Genomic DNA, 15,978 nt, shown 5'->3' with positions numbered 1-15,978 from the left:
GGCATACGCCTGCTGCTCAGCCGATCCGGGCCGTACGCCTGATCCTGCCGCCCCACCGTCGCCCACCGGCCGCAGACATCCCCGCCCGCCCCGGGTCGTAGAGGATCTGCCAGCCCACCAGCGCCACCAGGATCCCGATCGTCGCCCAGGTCGGCAGCCGTACGCCCAGCGGGGCCAGCGCCACGGCCACCGCCACGCACGGCAGTCCCCAGCCCAGCACCCACACCCGGTCGGCCCGCTCCGCGAGCGGCAGCACGGCGACCACGCCAGCCGCGAAGTACCCCGCCATCGCCCCGCACAGCAGCCAGTGCTGCCCCTTCGGCAGGACGTCGTCGAAGTGGGTGATCGCCGAGCCCAGGGCGGTGGCCAGGGCGACCAGGAAACCGGTCATCACGGCGTGCAGCAGCATCGCCAGCCGGGGCGGGAGCGCGTCCTTGCGCAGGTGCGGGATGCCGTTGGTGCCGTACAGCAGGCTCAGGGTGCAGACCCCGGCCAGCAGGCAGAACGCCCCGAGCCCGGTGGCGGCCAGCGGCAGGTCCCAGTCGTCGCGCCCGGATGCGGCGCCGATGATCTGGATGACCCCTTCGCCCAGCACGATGATCACGTACAGGCCGAGCCGTTCACCCATGTGCGCGGTGTCGATGCGCTCCTCGCTGAGCTGGGGAGGGGCGGGCGCGGGCTCAGGCGCGGGTGTGGCGGCGTGCGGCGGGCCCGGCGGCGGGCGGTCGCCCCGGCGGGCGGCGACCCGCTCGGACGCGCGGCGGAGGGTGCGGCCGCGCGTGGCGACCAGCAGGGTGACGATGTCGACGGCGATGCCCAGCGCCCAGAGCCAGTAGCGCCACGGCGTCGGGACGAAGAGCGAGACGAGCCAGGGCAGCGCCCCCGCGCCGAACTGCGCCAGCGGCCAGTCGACGACGACGCTGCCCCGCTGCCAGACGCGCCCCGCCTGCCAGCGCAGGGCCACGTAGGCGACCACGAAGGTGATCGCGTGGTGGGTGAGGACCGCGTGGACGGAGGCCGCCATCACGGCCATGCCGAGCATCGCGATCAGCAGCGTGCTGACGCGGGTCGCGGAGGCGGCGATGTCCCCGTAGACGGCGAACCCGGCCCACACCGTCCAGAAGGCGAGGTAGAGGACCCCGAACAGGGCGAGGTCCGCCAGGTGCGGGCCGTCGTGCAGGAGGTGGGCCAGCTGCCCCGCCCCGGCGACGACCACCAGGTCGAAGAACAGCTCGTTCCAGCCGGCGTGCCGCTCGGGCTCGGCCGGGGCGGCGCTCTCCGTGGACTCCATGACCTCATGGTCGGCGCAGGGCGCCCGGCCGCGCCCGAAACCGTGGGCCGAACGGCGACGGGTCAGTCCGTCGGCTGGAGCAGGTCCCAGCGGTTGCCGTACAGGTCCTCGAAGACCACGACCGAGCCGTACGTCTCGTGCCGGGGCTCCTCCAGGAAGCGCACCCCGGCCGCGCTCATCCGGGCGTGGTCGCCCGCGAAGTCCTCGGTGTGCAGGAAGAACCCGACCCGGCCGCCGGTCTGCGCCCCCACGCTCGCCTCCTGCGCCCCGTCCTTCGCGCGGGCCAGCAGCAGCCCCGTACCGGACGCCGCCCCGCGCGGGCGCACCACCACCCAGCGGGAGCCGTCGCCCCGGTCGGTGTCCTCGACCAGCTCGAAGCCGAGCGCGTCGCGGTAGAAGGCGAGGGCCTCGTCGTAGTCGCGGACGACCAGGGTGACCAGGGCGATGTGGGACATGGGGTTCCTTCCACGGCTTCGGACAGCTGAGTTATACGTAACACTAACGCTTCCCGTCCCCGCCCCCGCACAATGCCCCGCATGGACTCCCCGGACATCCTGGACGCCACGACCCCCCGCGGCCTCGCCGACGCGACGGAGCGGGCCCGCCGCCTCGCGCAGACCGGCAGGCGCCGCATCCTCGGCATCGCGGGGCCGCCCGGGGCCGGGAAGTCCACGGTGGCGCAGCGGCTGGTCGAGGCCCTGGAGGGGCGCGCCGCCCTCGTCCCCATGGACGGCTTCCACCTCGCCGGGGCCGAGCTGGAGCGCCTGGGTCGGGCCGATCGGAAGGGCGCCCCGGACACCTTCGACGCGGCCGGGTACGCGGCCCTCCTGCGACGGCTGCGCGACCCGGACCCGGACCACGCGGTGTACGCCCCCGCCTTCGACCGGGCCCTGGAGGAGCCGGTCGCCGGGGCCCTGGCCGTCACCCCGGACGTCCCGCTCGTCATCACCGAGGGCAACTACCTGCTGCTCGACGAGGGGCCGTGGGCGCCGGTGCGCGGGCTGCTGGACGAGGTCTGGTTCCTGGAGCTCGACCCGGAGGTCCGGGTGCGGCGGCTTGTCGAGCGCCATGTGCGGTACGGGAAGCCTCCGGCGTACGCGCGGGCGTGGGTGGAGCGCTCCGACGAGGCGAACGCCCGGCTGGTGGAGCGCGGCCGCGACCGGGCGGATGTGGTGGTGCGGCTGCCGTCGTGACCGGACTGCCGCGCCCGGCTTCCCGGCGGCCCGCTCCCGTACGCCGCCCGCTCCCGTACGCCCCCGAACCTGTTCGCGTACGTCCCGCCCGGCGGGCAGGATGCAGGGAGCCACGCCCTGCCGCACCCCCCCCGCACCCCCGCACCGCCAGGAGGTCCGATGTCCAGCCCGAACCCGCCCGCCCCGCACCCCGTGCCCTTCACCGCCGAGGTCTACCGGGCCCGGATGGCGAAGGCGGCCGACTCCGCCGCCGAGGCCGGGCTGGCCGGTGTGATCGTCGCGCCCGGCCCCGACCTCGTCCACCTCACCGGCTACCAGCCCGTCTCCACCGAACGCCTCACCCTCCTCGTGCTGCGGGCCGGTGAGGAGCCCGTCCTGGTGGTCCCGACCCTGGAAGCGCCCGACGCCGCGGCCGCCGCCGGGGCGCCCGCGCTCGCCCTGCGGGACTGGACCGACGGCGTGGACCCGTACGCGGTGGCCTCCCCGCTGCTCGCGCCCCAGGGCCGCTTCGGCGTCAGCGACAACGCCTGGGCCATGCACCTCCTCGGCCTCCAGCGGGCGCTGCCCGGCACCACGTACACCGCCCTCACCGAGGCCCTCCCGATGCTCCGGGCAGTGAAGGACGCCGCCGAGCTGGAGCGCCTGACGGCGGCGGGGGAAGCGGCGGACGCCACGTACGAGGAGATCCTGAAGGTGCGGTTCTCCGGCCGCCGGGAGACCGACGTGGCCGCCGATCTCGCCGCGCTGCTGAAGCACTTCGGCCACTCCCAGGTCGACTTCACCGTCGTCGGCTCCGGCCCCAACGGTGCCAACCCGCACCACGAGGCGGGGGAACGCACCATCGAGAGCGGGGACATGGTCGTCCTGGACTTCGGCGGCCTGAAGCACGGTTACGGCTCCGACACCTCCCGTACGGTCCATGTCGGGGAGCCCACCGCCGAGGAGCAGCGGGTCCACGACATCGTCCGCGAGGCCCAGCAGGCGGGGTGCGCCGCCGTCCGGCCCGGTGTCGCCTGTCAGGAGATCGACCGGGCGGCCCGGGCGGTCATCACCGAGTTCGGCTACGGCGACCGGTTCATCCACCGCACCGGCCACGGCATCGGTGTCACCACCCACGAACCCCCCTACATGATCGAGGGCGAGGAGCAGCCGCTCGTCCCCGGCATGTGCTTCTCCGTGGAGCCGGGCATCTATCTCCCCGGCCGCTTCGGGGTCCGTATCGAGGACATCGTGACCGTCACCGAGGACGGCGGCCGCCGCCTCAACGCTACCGCGCGCGAGCTGGCGATCGTGGAGTAGCCCTGTGGACAAGGGAGTTCAGTCGTCGGCAGGCGGCGCACCCCGACGAGTTCAGTCGTCGGCCAGTACTACGCACGACTCCGGCGGCAGATGCAGCACCCCGTCCGCCCCCGGCGCCTCCACCGGCTCCCAGGCCGCCACCACCCGTCCGCCGACGCGCCGGTGGCGGCCGGAGCCGAGCGGGATCGCGGCCGGCTTGTCCGCCAGGTTGACCGCGATCCGTAGATCGCCCCGCCGGTACGCGATCCAGCGGGCGTCCTCGTCGAACGCGGTCTTCACCGCGGCGAGGTCGGGGTCGTGGAGGTCGGGCAGCGTCCGCCGCAGTGCGATCAGCTGTCGGTACCAGGCCAGCAGCCGGGCGTGCGGTTCGCGTTCCGGCTCGGACCAGTCCAGACATGAGCGGTCGCGGGTCGCCGGGTCCTGCGGGTCGGGGATCTCCTCCTCCGCCCAGCCGTGCGCGCCGAACTCCCGCCGCCTGCCGTTGCGTACGGCCTCCGCCAGCTCCGGGTCGGTGTGGTCGGTGAAGAACTGCCACGGGGTCCGCGCCCCCCACTCCTCGCCCATGAAGAGCATCGGCGTGAACGGGCCGGTCAGGACGAGGGCGGCGGCGCAGGCCTGGAGGCCGGGGGAGAGGGCGGCGGCGAGGCGGTCGCCGAGGGCCCGGTTGCCGATCTGGTCGTGGGTCTGGGCGTAGCCGACGAAGCGGTGGGCGGGGGTGCGGGAGACGTCGACCGGGCGGCCGTGGGTGCGGCCCCGGAAGCTGGACCACGTCCCGTTGTGGAAGAACGCCGACGTCACCGTCTTGGCCAGGGCGGCGAGCGGGGCCCGGGCGAAGTCCGCGTAGTAGCCCTGGGACTCCCCGGTGAGCGCGGTGTGCAGGGCGTGGTGGAAGTCGTCGTTCCACTGGGCGTGCAGTCCGAGGCCGCCCGCCGGGCGCGGGGTGGTGGTGCGCGGGTCGCAGAGGTCGGACTCGGCGATCAGCCCCAGCGGACGGCCCAGCTCCACCGCGAGCGCGTCGACCGCCGTCGACAGCTCCTCCAGGAAGGTGAGCGCCCGGGTGTCGGCGAGCGCGTGCACCGCGTCAAGACGCAGCCCGTCGAGCCGGTAGTCCCGCAGCCAGGCCAGCGCGCTCCCCAGCAGGAACGCCCGCACCTCGTCCGAGCCCGGCGCGTCCAGGTTGACCGCCGCGCCCCACGGCGTGTGGTGGGTGTCGGTGAAGTACGGGCCGAAGGCGGGCAGGTAGTTGCCGGACGGGCCCAGATGGTTGTGGACCACGTCCAGGACCACCCCGAGCCCCAGCCCGTGCGCCGTGTCGACAAAGCGCTTAAGTCCCTCAGGGCCTCCGTACGGCTCGTGCACCGCCCAGAGCGAGACCCCCTCGTACCCCCACCCGTTGGTGCCGGGAAACGGACAGACCGGCATCAGCGACACATGGGTGATCCCCAGCTCCGCCAGATGGCCCAGCCGGGCCGCCGCCGCGTCGAACGTGCCCTCCGGGGTGTACGTCCCCACATGCAGCTCGTACAGGACCGCGCGGTTCAGCCGCCGCCCCGCCCAGCCGTTGCGCCAGGCGTACGCCCCCTGGTCGACGACCGCGCTCGGCCCGTCGGGCCCGTCCGGCTGGCGCCGCGAGCGAGGGTCCGGCAGCAGCGGCCCGTCGTCCACCCGGAACCCGTAACGCTCCCCGTCCGCCGCCTCCGCCTCGGCGCTCCACCACCCCTCCCGCTCCGGATCGCGCTCCATCGGGTACCGGACCTCCGCCGCCTCCAGCACGACCGTGTCCGCCTCGGGGGCCCACACCTCGAACCGCATCCACCACTCCTCGTCCGTACCGTCCGCCACATGCGTGACAGAGAGACCGCCGGGCCGTCCCGGTGTCCGGAGGCGGCCCCGCGCCCGGCTCACCACCATCCATGACCGCCGGCCTCTGGAACCGCCGGTTACCGGCCATTAAGGTCTGGTCCTGATCATTGCCCGGCCTGCTCCCCGCTCATACAGGTTCCGTTCATCCGTACGGCTCATGGAGGCCGCGATGCCCGTACCGCAGTTCCCGCCCGGCTTCCTGTGGGGAGCCTCCGCCTCCGCCTTCCAGACCGAAGGGGCGGTGGACGCCGACGGCAAGGGCCCCTCGGGCTGGGACGCGTTCGCCGCCCGGCCGGGCCGGATCAAGGACGGCACCGACACCACCCGGGGCACCGGCTTCCACGCCCGCTACCGCGAGGACGTCGCCCTGCTCTCCGGGCTCGGCGCCGACGCCTTCCGGTTCTCCATCAGCTGGCCCCGCGTCGTCCCGGGCGGCAGCGGCGCCGTCAACGCCGACGGGCTCGACTTCTACGACCGGCTCGTCGACGAGCTCTGCGCCCACGGCATCACCCCCGCCCCGACCCTCTACCACTGGGACACCCCGCTCCCGCTGGAGGAGGCGGGCGGCTGGCTCGACCGGGACACCGCCTACCGCTTCGCCGAGTACGCCGGAATCGTCGCCGAACGCCTCGCGGACCGGGTCCCGATGTGGATCACCATCAACGAACCCGCCGAGGTCACGATGCTCGGCTACGCGCTGGGCGAGCACGCCCCCGGCCGTACCCTCCTGTTCGACGCCCTGCCCGCCGCCCACCACCAGCTCCTCGCCCACGGCCTCGCGGTCCGCGCCCTGCGCGCGGCGGGCGCCGACAACATCGGTGTCGCGCTCTCCCACGCCCCGGTCTGGACGGCCGGCGACTCCGACGAGGACCGAGCAGGCGCCGAGCTCTACGACACCCTCACCAACTGGCTCTTCGCCGACCCCGTCCTCACCGGCCGCTACCCGGACGAGGCCATCGCCGCCCTGATGCCCGGCCCGGTCGCCGACGACCTCAAGGTGATCTCCACCCCGCTCGACTGGTACGGCGTCAACTACTACAACCCCACCCTCGTCGGCGCACCCCGGCCGGAGGCCCTGGAGACCTTCTCCGGATTCGCCATGCCCGCCGAACTCCCCTTCGGGATACGCGAGATCGAGGGGTACGAGAAGACCGGCTTCGGCTGGCCCGTGGTCCCCGAGGGGTTCACCGAGATCCTCACCCTGCTCCACCGCCGCTACGGCGACCGCCTCCCCCCGCTCCACATCACCGAGAACGGCTGCGCCCTGGACGAGCCCCTCGCCGACGACCGCCGGATCGCCTATCTGGAGAGCCACCTCACCGCCCTGCGCGCGGCGATGGATTCCGGGGTCGACGTACGCGGCTACTTCACCTGGTCGCTCACCGACAACGTGGAGTGGACGGAAGGCGCCTCGCAGCGGTTCGGCCTGGTCCACATCGACTACGAGACCCTCACCCGTACGCCGAAGGCCTCGTACGCCTGGTACCGGGAGCTGATCCGGGCCCAGAAGCAGGGGAATCCTCAGGTCCGGGCAGCCGAGAGGGCTTACGCACAGCCCCCTGAATGATCAATACTCCCGCCATGGTCGCTTCATGGTGGTCCCGCGCCCGGCTGGGGATCTTCGTCCACTGGACACCCGCCTCCGTCCCCGGCTGGGCCCCGCCCTACGTCCCGCCGGACGGACTCCCGGCGGCGGGCCGGCGTGCGCCGCTCGGCTGGACCTCGTACGCGGAGTGGTACGAGAACTCCCTCCGCTTCCCCGGCTCCCCGGTCGCCGCCCACCACCGCGCCACCTACGGCACCCGCCCCTACACCGACTTCGGCCACGACTTCGAGGACGGGCTCGCCACCTGGGACCCGGCCGCCTGGGCCCGCTCCTTCCGTGCGGCGGGCGCCGGGTACGCGGTGCTGGTCACCAAGCACCACGACGGCTTCTGCCTCTGGCCCTCCGAGACCCGCAACCCGCACCGCACCGGCTGGCACACCACCCGGGACGTGGTCGGCGAGTTCGCCGAAGCCGTACGGGCCGAGGGCCTGCGGTTCGGCGTCTACTACTCCGGCGGGCTCGACTGGACCTTCGACGACCGGCCCATCGGCACCGCCGCCGACATGTTCGCCGCCGTCCCGCGCGGCCGCTACCCGGCGTACGCCGACGCGCAGCTGAGGGAGCTGATCCGGCGCTACCGCCCCGACATCCTCTGGAACGACATCGCCTGGCCGGCCTCCGCCACCGAGATCCGCTCCCTCACCGACTTCTACCGCTTCACCGTCCCCCACGGCGTCGTCAACGACCGCCTGCTCCCGTACGCCCCGCACTGGCGGGCGCTGTCCCTGCCGGGCGCCAAGTCCCTCCACAACTGGTGGGACCGGCGCACGGTGGCACAGGGCGAGGGCTTCGTACCGCGCACCCCGCCGGACTTCGACTTCCGTACGCCGGAGTACGCCCGGTACACCGGCTCCGACCCGTACGAGATCACCCGGGGCATCGACCACAGCTTCGGCTACAACCGAAACTCCGCCCCGGACGCCTTCATCGGCCGCGAGGCCCTCACCTCACTGGTCCGGGACACCGCGGCCGACGGCGGGAACCTGCTGCTCAACGTGGGGCCGCGCGGCGAGGACGCGACGATCCCCGCCGAGCAGCGACTCCGGCTGGACTGGCTGGCGGAGGAGGCCGGGGCCCTCAGGCCAGATGGACCCACTCCTGGATGACCGGGTACCCGGCGCGGGCGAACGCGGCGGCCATCGGCGCGTTCCCCTGGTCCGTCGCGCCCGCGACGAACTCGGCGCCCTGCTCGACCAGGAAGCGCGTGCACTCCACCAGCAGGTCGTAGCCGTACCCGTGCCCGCGCGCCTCGGGCACGACCCCGATGAAGCCGACGCACGGCCCGGACGGGTTGTGCGCGGGCACCTGGATGCCCGCCACCTCGCCGTCCGGCGTGTACGCGAGCCGCCACCACTCCCTCGGCGAGGGACACCAGTGGAAGAAGTCCAACTCCTCCTGGGCCGCCGCCTCCAGACCCCCCGGTCCCTCGATGGCCTTGCGTGCGTGGGCGTCCAGCGTCGCCGAGTGCACCCGGCGCAGCACATCGAGGATGACGGCGTCGTCCGGCTCCGGGCGGTAGGTGAGCCGTCCCGTCCGCTCGGGCAGCGGACAGCCGGGGGTCCAGCGATAGCGGTAGCGCTCGACCAGCGGCTTCATACCGGCCGCCGTGGCGGCGGCGACCCGCACCTCGACGGCGGCCCGCACCGCCGGGTCGTCCCGCCACCCGGCGGGTGCGATCAGCTCGTACTCCTTGTCGAACGGGGCGCGGCGCAGGAGCTCGGCGCCCGCCTCCGCCTCCCCGTCCGCGAAGTCGAACCAGTTGAGGACCACGGGCTCGGTGTCCTCGGGCCCGCCCCACCAGGCGGCCCTGGCCACCACCTTGCCGTCGCGCAGGGCGACCCAGGTCCAGTCGGGGCGGTACTCACCGCCGTCCGCCACGGTGGCGTAACGCCGGCCGAAGGCACCACGGCCGACGAGAGCGTTGTCGTGAAGGGAGGTGTCGTGAAGGGAAGAGAAGAGATCGGCGTCGCTCGGGGTGAGCGCGCGAATGACCAGGTCGGTCATGGAGAAATCCTCCGGGAAGAAACGCGGCGCTCCCGGTCAGACGGGGTCCGACACCGCCCGGTGGACGGGGCGGGAGCGCGGGGGCGAGAAGCTGCGGATGCCGGTCATGCCGGTGGTGTTCTCACGCACGGTTTCTCCCCCTTCCAGGACTTCCACGGCCTGGGCCGATGTCGGTGCCGACCGTAGTCGCGGCCCGGGCACCCTGTCCACCGATTAACGCGCCGGGCCCCGGTGCAGGTCAGCACGGGCGGGAAGCGGGGCTGTTCTGGACACTACGGGTCCCTCGGCCCGACAATCGTCGATGTGACGTCCTCCTTCGAGTTCCACACGTATCCCGCGCGGCTGTCGGACGCCCAGCGCGACCGTGTCCTCGGCGTGCTCAAAGAGGGTGCCGCACAGGGCAAGCTGTCGCACGACACCTTCATGCGGCGCATGGAGCTCGCCCTCGTCGCCCGCCGCCCCGAGGAGCTGGCGGCCCTCACCTCGGACCTGGACACCGGCAGCCGCTTCTCCCAGGGGCTCGTCAGGGCCGTCGGCGGGATCTCCGCCTTTCCCGGACGGCTGCGCCGGGCCTGGCAGACCGAGCGGCTCCCGAAGCTGCTGCTGCCCGCACCGAGCCCGTATCCGCTGCTCATCGGCCGCGACCCGGGCAACGGGCTGCGCCTCAACCATGAGACGGTCTCCCGGCTGCACGCCGAACTCACCGTGCAGCACGGCCGCTGGGTCCTGCGCGACCTCGGCTCCACCAACGGCACCTGCGTCAACGGCCAGCGGCTCGTCGGCTCCGTCCCGGTGCGCGACGGGGACCAGGTGAGCTTCGGCCGGATGAGCTTCCGGCTGACGGCACCCTCGCTGCGCCCGCCCGCCTGATCCGAGGGTGCCCGCTCCCCGTACCGCTGGGGCACCTTCTCTCAGTGCTGCTGGTGCAGGCCGCGCCCCGCCAGCGTCAGGAACGCCTCGCCGACCGCTTCCGAGAGCGTCGGGTGGGCGTGGATGTGGTGGGCCACGTCCGCCGGTTCGGCGTCCCAGCCCACCACGAGCTGGCTCTCCGCGATCATCTCCGAGACGTGCGGGCCGACCAGATGGACGCCCAGCACCCGCCCCGCCTGCTCGGCCACCACCTTCACCAGGCCGCCCCGCCCGTGCACCATGCCCTTGGCGACGGCGGTCAGCGGCAGGGTGTTCACCACCACGTCGTGCCCGGCGTCCCGGGCCTGCGCCTCGGTCAGGCCCACCGCCGCGGTCTGCGGTGAGGAGTACGTGACCCGGGGGACGGCGGCGTAGTCGACCGGAGCCGTACGCACCCCGGCCAGCGTCTCCGCCACCAACAGCCCCTCGGCGAACGACGCGTGGGCCAGCCCCAGGGAGGGCGGCGGCAACAGGTCGCCCACCACATGGATGCCCGGCACCGCCGTCTCCAGCAGCCGGGCCCCCGTCTCCACCCGGATGGAGCGCTTCTTCAGTCCCCGCGTCAGATGGCGCGACACCTCCACGTCCTCCAGCGGAACGAGCCGCTCGGCCGCCTCCACCAGCGTGACATCGGCCCCCATCGACCGGTGGAACGAGGCGTACTCCACCCCGATCGCCCCGCCGCCGACCACCAGCACGGAGCCGGGCAGACCCGGCGCGTACAGCGCGTCGTCACTCGTCACCACCCGCCGCCCGTCCGCCACTTGACCCGGCAGCATCCGGGGCCGCGAACCGGTCGCCAGCACCACACCCCGGTCGGCGACGACCTCCCCGTACCCCTCGATCCGGGCGGAACGCGGGCCCGTCAGCTCGGCGCTGCCGCGTACGACCCGCACCCCGGCCTGCGCGAGGTGGCCCTCCACCCCGCGATGGTTACGGGAGACGATGTCGTCCCGGGTCGCCACCAGGGACGGCCAGTCCACCGCGTCCAGCGTCGCCTTCACCCCCCCACCGCTCCCGGGCCTCCGCGATACCGTCCACGAGCTCGGCCGCGTGGAGCATCGCCTTGCTCGGGATGCAGCCGCGGTGCAGACAGGTCCCGCCCACCAAGTCCCGCTCCGCCAGCACCACATGCAAGCCCAGAGCGGCCGCCCGCAAGGCCGTGGAGTAGCCGCCCGTGCCGCCGCCGATCACCAGGACGTCGGTCGTGTTCTCCGCGCCTGCCGGCTGTTCCGTACTCGTCGTCCGCGTCATGGCTCCACCCTCCGCCCGGCCCCTCCCTCCCGTCCAAGGCAGAATGCGAGTGGATCCCATGCACAACGTTCATGGCCCAGGGCCTGGAGGGGAGCGGTCGATGAGCCTGCGTCAGGTGGAGTACTTCGTCGCCGTGGCCGAGGAATCCTCCTTCACGCGGGCCGCGCCTTCCTCCCGCACGCCGAACGCTCCGTCCGCAGCGCCGCCCAGGCCCGCCGCGCCGCCCGTGCCGCGGCCGGGGCGGAGGGCGGCGAACTCCACATCGCCACCGTGCACTCCGTGGCCGTCGGCATCCTCCCCGAGGTCTTCGCCCACTGGCGCCGGGCCCACCCGGGCATCCGCCTCGTCCTCCACGAGTACGCCGGCACCGACGTCCTGGAGGACCAGGTGGAACGCGGCGTCGCCGACCTCGCCCTCGGGCCGGTCCCCGAACGCTGGAGCGGGCCGCTCGTCCCGGTGGGGGAGGAGGAGATCGTGCTCGTCGTCCCGTTCGACGACCCGCTGGCCGGGCGCCCCTCGGTCGGCCTCCACGAGCTCGCCGACCGCCCCTGGGTCCGGTGCGCCATGGAACCCGTCGTCGACGGCCGCCCGTTCCTCGACGGCGTCTGCGGCGCGGCGGGCTTCGAGCCCCGTACGGCGGTGTGGACCGAGCACACGTCGACGGCGATTCGGATGGCGGCGGCGGGGGTGGGCATCTCCACCGCCCCCTCCCACACCGTCCGCGGCGCCCTCGGCGAGGACTGCGCGGTCATCAGCGTCGACCCGCCCTGGCTGCGCGCACTCGCCGTCTTCTCCCGGGTCGCCCTGACCGGAGCGGCGGCGGCCTTCACCGAGCTGATCACCGCCCTCCCGGACACCGGGATGAGCCCTCCCCGGCCTCTCCGCCCCTTCCGCCCCTTCCGCTCCTTCCGTCCCGGCGACTCCTCACCCGAACGGGCGTACGCCAACTGCGCCGGGCCCCCGGCGGTGGTCCGCTGAGAGGCAGGTGCGTCGACAGGCGACGCCACGACCGCAGGGGGCGACGAGGGATGCCGGCTGACCGCTCCGAGGCCCTGCCCGCCGCCCGCCGCCCGCACCGGCTCGCGGGCGGGCAGCCGGGACTGCTGGAGCCGGGTGCTTCGACCGACCCGTACCGCCTGCGCCTCTACCGGATCCTCCGCACGGACTTCCCGCTCGGTTACGACCCGGGCCTCGGCGCCTGGCTGCTGAGCCGGTACGCCGATGTGGCCCTGGCCCTCACCGATCCCCGGTTCACCGGCTACCCGCGCGACGGCGCCCCGCGCGGCCCGGTCCCCGCCCCGCTGGGGCTCTGCCGGGGCAGCCTGGTCTGCACGCCGCTGCCCGGCAGCGGTACGGACCGGATCCCCGGGGGCACACCGGCCACCGCCTCCGCCGTGGAGCGCGCCGCCTACGTCCTGGCCCGCCGGATAGCCGGGCGCGACCAGGCCGACCTGGTCGGCGAGTTCTGCCGGTGGCTGCCCGCCGGGCTCTCCTCCCCGCGGCTGAACGCCCTGGTCCGGACGGGCGGGGGCACCGCCGACTGCGCCCGGCACACCGGTCTCCGGGAGCGGGCCCTCGCCTCGTTCCTCGCGAACATGCTGGACGACCCCGACCTGCTGGCCGCCGTGGCACGCGGAGCTGGACCAGGGGCGGAGGCCGGGACCGGGATGCTGCTCGGCCGGGCCTGGACGGAGACGCTCCGCCGTGACCCGCCCGTCCAGATCGTGCTGCGCCGCACCCGCACCGAGGTCCGCGTCAGCGGCGGCACGCTGCCCGCCGGGGCGCCCGTCGCCTGCCTCATCGGCGCGGCGGGGCGCGACCCGGCCCGGTTCGCCGCCCCCGACCGGTTCGACCCGCTGCGCGCCGACGCCGACCCGCTGCTCACCGGCCCGGCCGGCTGCCCCGCCGCCCTGCTCGGCCGGCTGGAGGCCGAACACGGACTGCGCGCCCTGCTGACGGCGATGCCCGGCATCCGCTGGGCCGACGGCTTCCGCCCGGCGTCCAGCGGGGTGCTCACCCGGGGGCCGCGGACCCTGCTCGTACGCCCGTCCTGATCAGCCCTTCTCCCGCACCCCATCCTGATCAGCCCTTCTCCGGAACCCGCCCGCCCTGATCAGCCCTTCTCCCGCACCCGCCGCAACAGCGCCACCGGCCGCTCCCCGAACAGCTCGCCCGCCGCCACCGCACCCCCCGCGAACTCCCGCCCCACCTCACGGTTCAGGGCGTCCCGCCACGGCCCCCCGGCCGGCAGCTCCACCACCGTGTCCCGCCACCCCCCGTCCTCCGCGAGCCGCAGCGACAGCCGGGTCACCGCCACCACCACCTCGCCGGACCGGGAGAACGCCACCACATGCCCGGCCGCCGCACCCCGCGCCTCCACCGGCACGTACGTCCCCGACTCCCCGAACACCTCCGGCAGCTCCCGCCGCAGCCTCAGCGCCGCCGCCGTCACCTCCTGCTTCTCCTCCGCCGGCCCCTCCGGCCGCCGGAACGGGCTCCGGTTGTCCGGGTCGACGAGCGCCAGATACGCGCTCTCCGTCCCCTGGTACAGGTCCGGCACCCCCGGCATCGTCAGCTGCACCAGCGCCGCCCCCAGCACATTGGCCCGGACGTGCGGGGCCAGCGACTCCGCGAAGCCGGTCACCAGCCTCCGGGCCGTACCGGACGCGCTGCCCGGGCCCGCCGCGACGAAGTCCGTCACCGCCCTCTCGTACGCCTCGTCCGGCTCCGTCCAGCTCGTGAACAGCCCCGCCTCGCGCACCGCCTTGAGCAGCGCGGGCTCCAGCCGGGCGCCCAGTTCCTCGGCGGGGAGCGGCGCGCAGCCGTACGACGACTGCCAGGCCTGCCAGGCCAGCTGCGGGTCCGGCGCCGCCACGGGCGTGGCGCCGGTCAGCTCGGCCACCAGCCCCGCCCACCGCTCCGGACACTCCGACAGGACCGCGATCCGGGCCCGGACATCGGCGCTGCGCTTGGTGTCGTGCGTGGTCAGGACCGTGCCCGTGGCGGGCCAGTCCCGGGCGATCCGGGCGGCGAAGGCGTGGAACGCGTCCACCGTCACCGCAGGCTGCCCCGGGTCCCCGCCCACCTCGGTCGCCGAGATCAGCGGCACGTACCGGTAGAACGCGGTGTCCTCCACCGACTTGGCGTGCAGCGCGGACGCGGTCTGCGCGAATCGGGCGCAGAAGGAAGCCTGTTCCTCCCCGTTCCCCAGCCGCCCGAGCGCCAGATCCCGTACGACGTCCACGGCTGCGGCCTCCTCCGGCACGGAGAACACCGCCTTCGCGTCCCGTACGGCATCGTCCGGAAGGGTCTCCTCCGCGATCCGGGTCGGCGGTACGCCCGCCGTGACGTACGGGCGGTAGACCGGCACCCGTACCAGCAGCTCACGGATGGCCGTCCGCAGTGCCCAGGGCGCATGGTCGCGCAGGGCCGGGTCGGCGGAGCAGATGGAGGTGGCGATCCGGGTCAGCCAGGCCGTCTCGGAGGCCAGTTCATGGGTGGCCACCCGGTACGCGGCGCGGCGGACAGTCGCCTTCCAGTAGCCGCCCCGGTCGCCGGGCGGGCCCGCGAACTCCCGGTAGCGGCCGAGCAGCTCCGCGGCGCCCGCCGGGTCGGTGAACAGCCCGTCGATCCGGTGCAGCGCGTCGTACCCGGTCGTCCCGGCGACCGCCCAGCCGGCCGGGAGGGGCTCGTCGCCGGTGAGGATCTTCTCCACGACCGTCCACCGGCCGCCGGTGGCCTCGTTCAGCTGCCGCAGGTACGCCGTCGGGTCGGCGAGGCCGTCCGGGTGGTCGATGCGCAATCCGTCCAGGACCCCGTCGCGGAGGAGTTCGAGGACCTTCCCGTGGGTGGCGTCGAAGACCTCGGGGTGTTCGACGCGGACCCCGATCAGCTCGGAGACGGTGAAGAAGCGGCGGTAGTTCAGCTCGGTACGGGCCAGCCGCCACCAGGCGAGCCGGTAGTGCTGGGCGTCCAGCAGCTCCGGAAGCGGAAGGTCCGCCGTGCCCGCCCGCAGCGGGAACTCCTGCTCGCCGTAGCGCAGCACCTCCGCGCCGACGTCCACGGTGAACGCGTCCAGCTCGCTGCCGAGCGGACCGGCCAGAACCGGCAGCAGCACCTTGTCGCCGCCCGCCGCCCAGTCGATGTCGAACCAGCGGGCGTACGGCGAGGTCCGGCCCTCGCGGAGCACCTCCCAGAGCTGCCGGTTGTGCCGGGGCACGGCGGCCATGTGGTTCGGCACGATGTCGAGGACCAGCCCGAGCCCGTGCTCCCGGGCGGTGGCGGCGAGGCTGCGCAGCCCCTCCTCACCGCCCAGCTCCTCCCGTACGCGGCTGTGGTCGACCACGTCGTAACCGTGCGTGGAGCCGGGGACGGCCTCCAGGACGGGCGAGAGGTGCAGATGGGAGACGCCGAGCGCGGCCAGGTACGGCACCGCCTTCTCGGCCGCCGGGAAGGGGAAGTCGGGCTGGAGCTGAAGCCGGTACGTGGCGGTGGGCGTCATGCACTTCTACGTACCCCGCCCGGGGCGAACTGTGTCACCCCGGGCGGGACGCTCACCC

13 protein-coding genes and 2 pseudogenes are annotated in these 15,978 nt (G+C 74.2%); 7 read left to right on the top strand and 8 right to left on the bottom strand.

Annotation, left to right across the window (positions count from 1 at the left end):
* Positions 1-16: 16 nt before the first annotated feature.
* Both R2B67_RS05760 and R2B67_RS05755 read right to left on the bottom strand, forming a co-directional pair.
* Positions 17-1,291 carry a low temperature requirement protein A gene (locus tag R2B67_RS05760; protein ID WP_317816736.1) on the bottom strand — a complete coding sequence of 425 codons (1,275 nt, stop codon included), beginning with the start codon at positions 1,289-1,291 and terminating at the stop codon, positions 17-19.
* Between the two features lie 62 nt (positions 1,292-1,353).
* A complete protein-coding gene (locus tag R2B67_RS05755; protein WP_317816735.1) occupies positions 1,354-1,746 on the bottom strand; it encodes a VOC family protein in 393 nt (130 codons plus the stop codon).
* Positions 1,747-1,818: 72 nt separating this feature from the next.
* On the opposite strand from R2B67_RS05755, the gene R2B67_RS05750 reads away from it, so the two are divergent.
* Together R2B67_RS05750 and R2B67_RS05745 are read left to right on the top strand one after the other, a co-directional pair.
* Positions 1,819-2,484 (top strand): nucleoside/nucleotide kinase family protein, encoded by a 666-nt coding sequence (locus R2B67_RS05750; RefSeq protein ID WP_317816734.1) that lies wholly within the window; start codon positions 1,819-1,821, stop codon positions 2,482-2,484.
* 159 nt (positions 2,485-2,643) lie between these two features.
* Positions 2,644-3,783, top strand: a complete 1,140-nt coding sequence (locus tag R2B67_RS05745) for a M24 family metallopeptidase (protein WP_317816733.1) — start codon at positions 2,644-2,646, stop codon at positions 3,781-3,783.
* A gap of 51 nt (positions 3,784-3,834) precedes the next feature.
* Here the strand turns inward: R2B67_RS05745 and treZ are convergent, their stop codons facing one another.
* Positions 3,835-5,595 carry a malto-oligosyltrehalose trehalohydrolase gene (gene treZ, locus R2B67_RS05740; protein WP_317816732.1) on the bottom strand — a complete coding sequence of 587 codons (1,761 nt, stop codon included), beginning with the start codon at positions 5,593-5,595 and terminating at the stop codon, positions 3,835-3,837.
* Positions 5,596-5,815: 220 nt separating this feature from the next.
* On the opposite strand from treZ, the gene R2B67_RS05735 reads away from it, so the two are divergent.
* Together R2B67_RS05735 and R2B67_RS05730 are read left to right on the top strand one after the other, a co-directional pair.
* On the top strand, positions 5,816-7,213 hold the full coding sequence (locus R2B67_RS05735; protein ID WP_317816731.1) for a GH1 family beta-glucosidase: 1,398 nt from the start codon (positions 5,816-5,818) through the stop codon (positions 7,211-7,213).
* 14 nt (positions 7,214-7,227) lie between these two features.
* Positions 7,228-8,358, top strand: a complete 1,131-nt coding sequence (locus tag R2B67_RS05730) for an alpha-L-fucosidase (protein WP_317816730.1) — start codon at positions 7,228-7,230, stop codon at positions 8,356-8,358.
* Here the strand turns inward: R2B67_RS05730 and R2B67_RS05725 are convergent.
* The gene (locus R2B67_RS05725) at positions 8,330-9,256 is read right to left on the bottom strand and encodes a GNAT family N-acetyltransferase (protein ID WP_317816729.1); all 927 of its coding nucleotides are present in this window, start codon (positions 9,254-9,256) and stop codon (positions 8,330-8,332) included. The two genes, R2B67_RS05730 and R2B67_RS05725, sit on opposite strands and share 29 nt — an antisense overlap.
* A gap of 303 nt (positions 9,257-9,559) precedes the next feature.
* Here R2B67_RS05725 and R2B67_RS05720 point away from each other — a divergent pair, with 303 nt between their 5' ends.
* A complete protein-coding gene (locus tag R2B67_RS05720) occupies positions 9,560-10,126 on the top strand; it encodes a DUF1707 and FHA domain-containing protein (protein ID WP_317816728.1) in 567 nt (188 codons plus the stop codon).
* Positions 10,127-10,167: 41 nt separating this feature from the next.
* Here the strand turns inward: R2B67_RS05720 and R2B67_RS35980 are convergent, their stop codons facing one another.
* From R2B67_RS35980 to R2B67_RS35970, 3 genes and pseudogenes are all read right to left on the bottom strand, one after another.
* On the bottom strand, positions 10,168-10,647 hold the full coding sequence (locus R2B67_RS35980; RefSeq protein WP_381073719.1) for an oxidoreductase dimerization domain-containing protein: 480 nt from the start codon (positions 10,645-10,647) through the stop codon (positions 10,168-10,170).
* Between the two features lie 84 nt (positions 10,648-10,731).
* A pseudogene (locus tag R2B67_RS35975) lies at positions 10,732-11,193 on the bottom strand (FAD-dependent oxidoreductase); the annotation flags it as partial.
* Entirely contained in the window at positions 11,099-11,419 is a 321-nt protein-coding gene (locus tag R2B67_RS35970) for an FAD-dependent oxidoreductase (protein WP_381073563.1), read from the bottom strand. The pseudogene R2B67_RS35975 and the gene R2B67_RS35970, both read right to left, overlap by 95 nt.
* A gap of 129 nt (positions 11,420-11,548) precedes the next feature.
* Here R2B67_RS35970 and R2B67_RS05710 point away from each other — a divergent pair.
* Together R2B67_RS05710 and R2B67_RS05705 are read left to right on the top strand one after the other, a co-directional pair.
* Positions 11,549-12,397 (top strand): annotated as a pseudogene (locus R2B67_RS05710) (LysR family transcriptional regulator substrate-binding protein); the annotation flags it as partial.
* Between the two features lie 50 nt (positions 12,398-12,447).
* Entirely contained in the window at positions 12,448-13,473 is a 1,026-nt protein-coding gene (locus R2B67_RS05705; RefSeq protein ID WP_317816727.1) for a cytochrome P450, read from the top strand.
* 59 nt (positions 13,474-13,532) lie between these two features.
* Here the strand turns inward: R2B67_RS05705 and treY are convergent, their stop codons facing one another.
* A complete protein-coding gene (gene treY, locus R2B67_RS05700; RefSeq protein ID WP_317816726.1) occupies positions 13,533-15,920 on the bottom strand; it encodes a malto-oligosyltrehalose synthase in 2,388 nt (795 codons plus the stop codon).
* Positions 15,921-15,978: the final 58 nt, after the last annotated feature.

This window comes from Streptomyces cyaneofuscatus (assembly GCF_033109485.1).
GTDB classification, from domain to species: domain Bacteria; phylum Actinomycetota; class Actinomycetes; order Streptomycetales; family Streptomycetaceae; genus Streptomyces; species Streptomyces cyaneofuscatus.
Note: the sequence above shows the minus strand (reverse complement) of the source record. Positions and strands in the feature narration are given on the sequence as shown.

Coding starts and splice junctions, on each gene's coding strand:
- R2B67_RS05760 (WP_317816736.1), bottom strand. CDS start 1,291: ATGGAGTCCACGGAGAGCGCCGCCCCGGCCGAGCCCGAGCGGCACGCC.
- R2B67_RS05755 (WP_317816735.1), bottom strand. CDS start 1,746: ATGTCCCACATCGCCCTGGTCACCCTGGTCGTCCGCGACTACGACGAG.
- R2B67_RS05750 (WP_317816734.1), top strand. CDS start 1,819: ATGCCCCGCATGGACTCCCCGGACATCCTGGACGCCACGACCCCCCGC.
- R2B67_RS05745 (WP_317816733.1), top strand. CDS start 2,644: ATGTCCAGCCCGAACCCGCCCGCCCCGCACCCCGTGCCCTTCACCGCC.
- treZ (WP_317816732.1), bottom strand. CDS start 5,595: ATGCGGTTCGAGGTGTGGGCCCCCGAGGCGGACACGGTCGTGCTGGAG.
- R2B67_RS05735 (WP_317816731.1), top strand. CDS start 5,816: ATGCCCGTACCGCAGTTCCCGCCCGGCTTCCTGTGGGGAGCCTCCGCC.
- R2B67_RS05730 (WP_317816730.1), top strand. CDS start 7,228: ATGGTCGCTTCATGGTGGTCCCGCGCCCGGCTGGGGATCTTCGTCCAC.
- R2B67_RS05725 (WP_317816729.1), bottom strand. CDS start 9,256: ATGACCGACCTGGTCATTCGCGCGCTCACCCCGAGCGACGCCGATCTC.
- R2B67_RS35970 (WP_381073563.1), bottom strand. CDS start 11,419: ATGACGCGGACGACGAGTACGGAACAGCCGGCAGGCGCGGAGAACACG.
- R2B67_RS05705 (WP_317816727.1), top strand. CDS start 12,448: ATGCCGGCTGACCGCTCCGAGGCCCTGCCCGCCGCCCGCCGCCCGCAC.
- treY (WP_317816726.1), bottom strand. CDS start 15,920: ATGACGCCCACCGCCACGTACCGGCTTCAGCTCCAGCCCGACTTCCCC.